This window comes from Nocardia sp. NRRL S-836 (assembly GCF_001279525.1).
In the GTDB taxonomy this organism is placed as follows: domain Bacteria; phylum Actinomycetota; class Actinomycetes; order Mycobacteriales; family Pseudonocardiaceae; genus Lentzea.
Genome location: NZ_LGDY01000170.1, coordinates 1 through 5,425 on the forward strand (window position 1 = coordinate 1; position 5,425 = coordinate 5,425).

General features: G+C 71.4%; 3 protein-coding genes and 1 pseudogene. 3 read left to right on the forward strand and 1 reads right to left on the reverse strand.

The window, feature by feature from the left end; translation table 11 throughout:
• Positions 1 to 335 precede the first annotated feature (335 nt).
• The 3 genes and pseudogenes from dprA to ADL03_RS43655 all read left to right on the forward strand — a co-directional run bounded on the left by dprA (position 336) and on the right by ADL03_RS43655 (position 3,927).
• Positions 336 to 1,485: pseudogene (dprA, locus tag ADL03_RS43645) on the forward strand (DNA-processing protein DprA).
• A 482-nt stretch (positions 1,486 to 1,967) separates the two neighbouring features.
• Complete coding sequence (locus ADL03_RS43650) at positions 1,968 to 2,945, forward strand: tyrosine recombinase XerC (protein WP_053739557.1); 978 nt, start codon at positions 1,968 to 1,970, stop codon at positions 2,943 to 2,945.
• A gap of 31 nt (positions 2,946 to 2,976) precedes the next feature.
• Complete coding sequence (locus ADL03_RS43655) at positions 2,977 to 3,927, forward strand: FliA/WhiG family RNA polymerase sigma factor (RefSeq protein WP_197289172.1); 951 nt, start codon at positions 2,977 to 2,979, stop codon at positions 3,925 to 3,927.
• 1,155 nt (positions 3,928 to 5,082) lie between these two features.
• On the opposite strand, the gene ADL03_RS46380 is transcribed toward ADL03_RS43655, so the two are convergent.
• Positions 5,083 to 5,385, reverse strand: coding sequence for a M23 family metallopeptidase (locus tag ADL03_RS46380; RefSeq protein WP_231642859.1), 303 nt, complete (start codon positions 5,383 to 5,385; stop codon positions 5,083 to 5,085).
• Positions 5,386 to 5,425: the final 40 nt, after the last annotated feature.

The window sequence follows — 5,425 nt, forward strand, 5'->3', positions numbered from 1 at the left end:
ACCTCACCCGCCCGTTCACTTCGCCCACACCTCACCGACCTCCTCACTTCCCCTCCCACCTCGCCCGGCGATTCACCCCGGCCATCCACCCCAGTCACCGACTCCGAACACCCCTCATCTCGCCCTCCCCGTAGTTCGCCGCCCAACTACCCTTCCCCGACAGGAGCCCCGCCCGTGACTTCGCTGCCCGTCCTGAATCTCGCCGCCTCCCCAACCCCCGGCCTCCCCGCACTCCTGCTCCTGCCCTCGACAGTCCGCCGCACCCCAGGCATCAGCCCACCAACCCCGTGGCGCCCCCACGCCTGGCACCGGTGGCTCCCGTGGTGGTGGTTCCAGTGACCGGCACCGCACCCGACGACGTCCGCCTCGCCAGGGCGTACCTCTCCCGCGTCGCCGAACCGCACGCCGGAGCGCTGGCCGCCCTCGTCTCCGAGGTCGGTTCGGTGGAGGCGGCGCAGCGCGTCCGCACCGGCGAAGTTTCGCCGTCGGTCGCCAGCCAGACCTCGGCGCGCAGGGCGGAGGAGCGTGCGCACGAAGACCTCGAACGCATCGCCGGCCGCGGTGGCCGATTGGTCGTTCCCGAGGACGGCGAGTGGCCGGGATGGCCGTTCATCGCGTTGACGCTGGGACAGGCGCAGCGGCTGCGCTGCGGTGGCGAGCCGCTTGCGCTGTGGGTTCGCGGGCCGCACTGCCTGGGCGAGGCCACGGAGAAGGCCGTGGCGGTCGTCGGGTCGCGCGCGTCGAGCGGGTACGGCGAGCACGTCGCCGCGGAGTTCGGCTACGGGCTGGCGCAGGCCGGGGTGACCGTCGTTTCCGGTGCGGCGTACGGCATCGACGGTGCCGCGCACCGGGGTGCGCTGAGTGGCGGCGGGGTGACGGTCGCGGTGCTGGCGTGCGGCGTCGACATCGCCTACCCGGCCGGACACCAGGGGTTGCTGGGCAAGATCGCGAAGGAAGGACTCGTGATCAGCGAGTACCCGCCGGGCGTGACGCCGGCGCGGCACCGGTTCCTGACCCGCAACCGCCTCATCGCGGCGTTGGGAGCGGGGACCGTCGTGGTCGAGGCGGGGCGGCGGAGCGGGGCGAAGAACACCGCGGCGATCCACGCTGGCGCTGGGGCGGGTGCTGATGGCGGTGCCGGGGCCGGTGACGTCGGTGAGCTCGGCCGGGTGTCACGAGCTGCTCAGGGACCGGCAGGCCGAACCGGTCAGCTCGGTGGCGGAGGTCGTCGAGTCGGTGGGGCGGTTCGGCGACGACCTCGCCACCGAACCGGCGCAGAAGCAGAGCGAGCTCGGGGCGCCGCAGGGGGAGGCGATGCGGGTGTACGAGGCGCTGGGGAACCGGAGCGCGGTCAGCGCCGAGGTCGCGTCGGTCGAGTCAGGGGTGGCGTTGGAACGGGTGCGGGCGTTGCTGCCCGAGTTCGAGCTGGCCGGGCTGGCAACACAGGTGGACGGCGGCTGGCAACGGGTGGAGGTGCCGCGATGACCGCCTGACCACGATGATCAGCCGACCACGAGGACCTGCGCGGCAAATGAGTCCACTGTGGACTTGACGGCGGAGTGAAGCGTGTGAACCACGTCGCTGCCCGGCGCCGCGCGGAAGTGAGCGAGCAAAGCGCTGATCGGCGCCGCGTGGAGTGGGTGGGCCAGGCGCTGATCGGCGCCGTAAGGTCCGGGCGGGTCAGAAGCTGATTGCCGTCGCGCGGAGCGGGCGGGCCGGGCGCTGGTCGGATGATTCCACGTGGAAGAGCGCAGTTCGGCGAGGCGCGGGATGGTGCTGCGGTCGTTCGGGCGGTGGTAACGCCGGCCCGCACTACTCCGAAAGGTGATCTGTGCCTGTTGTCGCGCCCTTTGTCGTCACAGGGAGTTGAAACGATACTGTCTCAATGATCATGGGAGCGCTCTCAAATCCCGCGCGGGCGTGGCGATACTTGACCAAACGCCCCGACTGGCGCAGCGTCTTGGCCTATGTCCCCGCCGCCGCATGGTCGGACACGCCGTGTCGATCTCGTTCGCCTGCGCGAAAAACTGCCGACGAACGTCGCGGAGGTGTTGCGGCAGTACGAACGGCATCTGACGTTGGAACGTGATCTCTCGCCGCACACCGTGCGCGCCTACGTCGGAGATGCTGTGGCGCTGCTCGGGCACGTCGCGGGGAACGTTCCGGAGGACGCCGACCTGGGACGCGTGGATCTGGCCGGCCTGCGCTCGTGGCTCGCCGCGCAGCACACGGCGGGAGCCAGCCGCACCACTCTCGCGCGACGTGCGGCCGCGGCGCGGACCTTCACCGCGTGGGCGCACCGGGCCGGTCATCTGGCCGTGGATCCCGGCCCGCGGCTCACCGCTCCGCGGCCGCACCGCACGTTGCCGGCGGTGTTGCGGGCGGACCAGGCGAAGGACGCGATGGACGCCGTATCCTCTGGCGCTTCCGAAGGTGATCCGGTTGCGCTGCGTGATCAGGCCGTGGTGGAGTTGCTGTACGCCACAGGTATCCGCGTGGCCGAGCTGTGTGGTCTGGATCTCGACGACGTGGACTACTCCCTAAGGGTGATTCGAGTTCTCGGCAAAGGTGGACGCGAGCGCACGACGCCGTTCGGCGTTCCAGCCGAACGAGCGCTGCGGCGATGGCTCGACCAGGGCCGGAACGCCCTGGTAGCACCCGATTCACCGTCGGCGCTGTTCCTCGGCGCGCGCGGTGGCAGGTTGAACCAGCGGGCTGTTCGCCAGCTGGTGCACGAGGTCGTCGCCGTGGTGCCGGGTGCGCCGGACATCGGGCCGCACGGGTTGCGCCACTCCGCTGCGACCCATTTGCTGGAAGGAGGAGCGGACCTGCGCACCGTCCAAGAACTGCTTGGTCACGCTACGCTCGCAACGACTCAGCTTTACACACACGTCACTGTCGAACGGCTGAAGGCGATCCATGACCGAACCCACCCCCGTTCCTGACGCCGCAGGGGGAGGATCGCGTACGGCGACCGTGCCCCCTGAACACATCGTGCCCGCAGCCGCCGCGCAGCAGGCGAGCAACGGTCACCGTCAGAACGGCGCGCCGCGCATCGAAGCGAGCACCGGGACGACCGCGGATCCCGGTGCGGACACGCATGTCAACGGCACGCCCGCAGCCGTTCCGCCAGTCGTGACGCGCGCGGACGCCCGGTCCGGTGACGACGTCGAGGCAGGCATCGTCGCCCTGTGGCGCAGCTACGGCGAGTCCCACGACCAGAGCCAGCGCGACCGCCTGGTCCTGCACTACGCGCCGCTGGTCAAGTACGTCGCCGGCCGCGTCGGCACCGGCCTGCCCGCTCACGTGGACGTGGCCGACCTGATCCAGTCCGGCATCTTCGGCCTGGTCGACGCGATCGAGAAGTTCGAGCCCGAGCGCGGCCTCAAGTTCGAGACCTACGCCATGCAGCGCATCCGCGGTGCGATCCTCGACGACCTGCGCTCGCAGGACTGGGTGCCGCGCTCGGTCCGCAGCCGCGCCCGCGACGTCGAACGCGCCCTCGAACGCCTCGGCGCCAAGCTCCAGCGCACTCCCACCGACCGCGAGCTCGCCGCAGAGCTCAAGATCGGCCTGGCCGAGCTCCGCGAGCTCTACGGCCAGCTCCAGCTCACCAGCGTCGTCGCCCTCGACGAACTGATCGCCCCGAACAAGGGCGGCTCCTCCCTCGCCGAGTCGCTGCCCGACGACGCCGCGGAAGACCCGGTGGCCAGCCTCGTCGACCAGGACAGCCGCCGCCAGCTCGCCGACGCCATCGCCCAGCTCGCCGAACGCGACCGCGTGGTCGTCACCCTGTACTACTTCGAGAACCTGACCCTCGCCGAGATCGGCAAGGTCCTCGGCGTCACCGAGTCCCGCGTCTGCCAGCTGCACACCCGCGCCGTCCTGCGCCTGCGCACCAAGCTCAACGAGCAGTCCGAGGCCTAGTCCCGCCTCCTCTCCCGCCGCAACCCGGTCCGCACCGGGCTGCCGCTGCCACGCACCCGTGACACCGCCACGCGACCACGGGTCAACCGCGCCGCCGGCAACGGCCTGAGCAGCGGTTCGCAGGCGGCTGCGCAGGTCGCTCGCGGGTCACCCGCATCGCCCGATCGAGTCGAGCCGTCATTGCCCGATCGGGGACGTGTCACCTCCCCGGTTGACTGACGTCTCTCTGGTTGCCTGACGCCTACCCGGCTGCTTGACGCCGCCCGGTTGCCTGGCGCCCGCCTGACGCCTGCCCGGCTACCAGGTGTGCTGCCGACTGTTCTGGGCCCCGTCGGAGCTGACCGGGTCGACGGCTGATCAAGGGTTGGCGGGCTCGACCGGGCTCGACGGGGACACGGCTGAGGAGGGCGTGCAGGGCGTAGCTGGAGCACAACCGGGACTGGGGCAGCCGAAGTGCGAGGCATGTGGTTGGCGAGAGCGGTAGGGCGTGCAGCTGGAGCGCGACCGAGGACTACGTGCCGGAAGCGCAGCGATGCGGTTGGGGCGCAACAGGCGTGCTTGGGGGCGCAACCGGGGTGGTTGAGGTCGCAGCTGAGGTGATTGGGCCGCAGGTGGAGCGTGACGGGCGCGGTCGAGCCTGGGTTGGTGCGGCCGTGCCTGGCTGGTGCGGCTGCGGATCGGTCGGGTGCGGCCAGCTCCGTCTGGCTAGATCGGGCTGGTGGGCTTGGGGCGCGGGCCTGGGACTGGCTGGCGTTGGCGGGCTTGCGCTGCCGGGCTGGCGCTGCCGGCTGGCGCTGGCGGGCGGGCGCGCTCGGGCTGCTGGAACCAGTGGACGCAGCGGGCGGTTCTAGCGGAGATGCGGGTCGGTTCGGGGTGGCGGAGACGTGAGCAAGGCTCGTCAACATGGACGTGGAGCACCTCCCTGAGGGCCATCAGGGGCAATTCACTCGATCGGGTGGCCGATGGTTGCGCTGTGGAATCGGGTCGTCGTGACTGCCGCGCGGCTGGGCGGAAGTGGCGATGCGCGTCGAGGTGCGACCTGCCCGCGCAGTTGTTCGAAGGGCGTCGGATCGAACGGCGTCGGGTGAGCGGCGATCAGCCCGTGTGCGCAGGCGAGTGCCGACGGCAGGCGGAGCAGAGGTGGCCGGGTGGTGGCTAGGGGGAGCGCGCTGCGGATGGGGCGGGCGTGGGGAGGAGGCGGACGCGACCGGTGGAGAGCAGGCGGAGGGGGTTGACGTAGTCGTGGGCGCGGCGGGCGCCCCAGTGCAGGCACGGGGTGGGGCAGTGGCCGGGTTGGAGGTGGCCGATCACGTCGCCGCGGCGGACCAGGTGGCCGGGTGGCACTGCGGGGGTGATCGGTTCGTAGGTGGTGCGGAGGGTGCCGTGGTGCTGGAGGGAGACCAGGGTTCTGGCGGCTACCGCGCCTGCGTGGACGACTGTGCCGTCGGCTGTGGCCAGGACCGGGGTGCCCGTGGGGGCAGCGAGGTCGACGCCGCGG